This is a genomic window from Citreimonas sp. (assembly GCF_042096055.1).
In the GTDB taxonomy this organism is placed as follows: domain Bacteria; phylum Pseudomonadota; class Alphaproteobacteria; order Rhodobacterales; family Rhodobacteraceae; genus Citreimonas.
Genome location: NZ_JBELMH010000167.1, coordinates 1 through 2,618, shown reverse-complemented (window position 1 = coordinate 2,618; position 2,618 = coordinate 1). Strand labels below are relative to the sequence as shown.

Annotated in this window: 3 protein-coding genes; all 3 read right to left on the bottom strand. The window is 71.2% G+C overall.

Annotated features, from left to right (window positions below; all coding sequences use genetic code 11):
* The coding region (locus ACFDTC_RS18065; protein WP_375260265.1) for an EamA family transporter at nt 1-654 on the bottom strand (654 nt) is incomplete at its 3' end.
* 85 nt (nt 655-739) lie between these two features.
* Nucleotides 740-1,504 carry an ABC transporter ATP-binding protein gene (locus tag ACFDTC_RS18060; protein ID WP_375260264.1) on the bottom strand — a complete coding sequence of 255 codons (765 nt, stop codon included), beginning with the start codon at nt 1,502-1,504 and terminating at the stop codon, nt 740-742.
* A complete protein-coding gene (locus tag ACFDTC_RS18055) occupies nt 1,501-2,538 on the bottom strand; it encodes a FecCD family ABC transporter permease (protein ID WP_375260263.1) in 1,038 nt (345 codons plus the stop codon). The genes ACFDTC_RS18060 and ACFDTC_RS18055 overlap by 4 nt, the downstream gene beginning before the upstream one ends.
* Nucleotides 2,539-2,618 lie beyond the last annotated feature (80 nt).

The window sequence follows — 2,618 nt, the reverse complement described above, 5'->3', positions numbered from 1 at the left end:
GCCCGCCGGCCCGGGCCAGACCCATCCCCACGGCAGGGTCAAAAGCCCGCCGAGGGCGGAGACGACGGCGAACCAGAACGCGATCGCCCCGGCCCCTTCGCCCAGCAGCGTCAGCCGGCGCACCTGGATCAGCGCGCCGGCCGTCAGTACGGCCGTCACGAGGCCAAGCACCACGCCCAGACCACCCGCATCGGGGAGTACGCCCGCGAAGGCCGGAAGGCAGAACGCCGCCGCCCCGGCGAGGCCGAGCGCCACGCCGGCGACCCGCCGCGCCTTCAGCTGTTCGCCCAGAAGCGCCCAGCCCAGCAGCGCGAGCATCACCGGCGCGAGGTACGAGAGCATGGTCGCTTCGGCCAGCGGCAGCAGGCGGATCGTCGCGAAGGACGTGAACATAGCCGCCGCGCCCATGACGCAGCGCCCGATGTGACCGAAGGGGCGAGAGGTCACGAGGCCCCTCGGCCAGTCGCCCCGCCACCACAGAAAGGCCACCAGCGGCAGCAGCGCCACGGCCGAGCGGAAGAACACGACCTGTCCCAAGGGCACCGTGTCGCCAAGCGCCTTCACGCAGACGCCCATCAGCGCGAAGGCCAGCGTCGACAGGATCCGCAACGTGATGCCGAGCCGCTCGTTCGCCACGGGACGCAAGGTGGCCACGGCCTTCATGCGGACGCCGCCCGCGTGTGCGACAGCGCCACGAGGCCGTTTGTCGGCGCGTCCCGACGCATCGTTCCCGGCTGCCTCATGCCGCGCTGAACCGGATGTGCGGACGGCCAGCATCTGCCGATCCGTCGACATGCGCCGAGACGCGGAACACGTCGGACAGAAGCTCGGGCGTCAGCACGGCGTCGGGCGTGCCGCACGCGCACACGGCCCCCGCCTGCAGGACGACGATCCGGTCGCAGAACATGGCGGCGAGGTTGAGGTCATGCAGGGCGATGACGCTGGTCAGGTCGAGGTCGCGGACCATACGCAGGATTTCGATCTGGTGATGAATGTCGAGATGGTTGGTCGGCTCGTCGAGGAACATCACCTGCGGTGCCTGCGCCAGCGCCCTTGCGATATGAACGCGCTGACGCTCGCCCCCCGACAGGGTCTGCCACGCCTGCGTCCGGCGCGATGCCATGTCCACGCGGTCGAGCGCGCCGGTGACCGACGCCTCGTCGGCCTCGGACCAGCCGGCGAGCGCCGAGCGGTGCGGCGTCCGCCCCAGCCGCACGACATCGGCCACGGTGACGTTGGTGTCGGTCGCCGCGCTCTGCTGGACGAAGGCCACCTGCCGCGACAGCGCCTTGCGCGACACCTGAGCGATGTCCTGGCCGTTGATCTCGACCCGCCCCGAAGCCGGCCGCCGCAGCCCCGCCAGCAGCCGCAACAGCGACGACTTGCCGGACCCGTTCGGCCCGATCAGGCCGAGCGTCTCGCCCGGCGCGACCGTCAGCGACACGTCGGACACGATGGTCTTGCGCTTCACGCCCCACACCAGGTTCGTCGCCTCGACGCTCATGCCTGCGGCCTCGCGCGGTAGAGGATGATCGCGAAGAAGGGCACGCCGACGAGCGCCGTGACGACGCCGATGGGCACCGTCTGCTGGGTCGCGATCACGCGGCTGACGATATCGGCGATCACCATGAAGACCGCGCCGACGACCGCGCAGGCCGGCAACAGCCGCAGGTGCAGCGGGCCGACGACGTACCGTGCGGCGTGCGGTACGACCAGCCCGACGAAGCCGATCGCGCCCACCATGCTGACGATCGTGGCGGTCAGCAGGGCGGTCACCGCGAACAGCACCAGCCGAATGCGCGCCACGGGCACGCCGAGCGCGGCGGCATCCTCGTCACCGAAGGTGAAGGCGTCGAGCGAGCGCGCCATCCAGATGCAGACGCCCAGGCTGACGATCACGACGGCCAGGAGCAGCTGGAAGTCCGGCCAGCGCACGCCGCCGAAGCTGCCCAGCAGCCAGAACATCACGTCGCGCGCCTGCTGCGCGTTGCCCGAGGTCGTGACGATGTACGAGGTCAGCGCGTTGAACAGCTGCGATGCCGCGACCCCGGCGAGGATCGTGTGGTTCGGCCCGCTCGTCGCGCCGTTGGACAGTAGCGCCACCAGCGCGAAGGCTGCGAAGGCGCCCGCGAAGGCCCCCAGCGACAGCGACAGGCTGCCCGCGCCGATGCCCAGCACGATGACGCAGACCGCACCGGTCGAGGCCCCCGCCGACACGCCCAGCACGAAGGGTTCGGCCAAGGCGTTGCGCAGCAGCGCCTGCAGGATCGCCCCGCAGATCGCCAGGCCCGCGCCTGCCAGGGCCGCGACCAGCGCGCGGCTGAGGCGCAGGTTCCACACGACGCTCTGTTCGATCGGCGCGATCTCGGCGCCGGTCAGGCCCAGCTCGTTCGTGACCGACAGGAAGACCGTGCCCAGGCCGATGTTGTAATCGCCGATCGCCGTCGCGGCGGCGACGGCGAAGCTCAGGACGACCAGGGACAGGCACAGGAAGAGGGCGAGCCGTCCGGCCCCGCCCTCGGAAGCGTCGGGCGCCATCACGGAAGGTCGAGCGCCTTCAGTTGTTCGGCGACCTGCTCGGCGCCGTAGAGCGTGCGGATGCTGGGGTTCATGGCCGC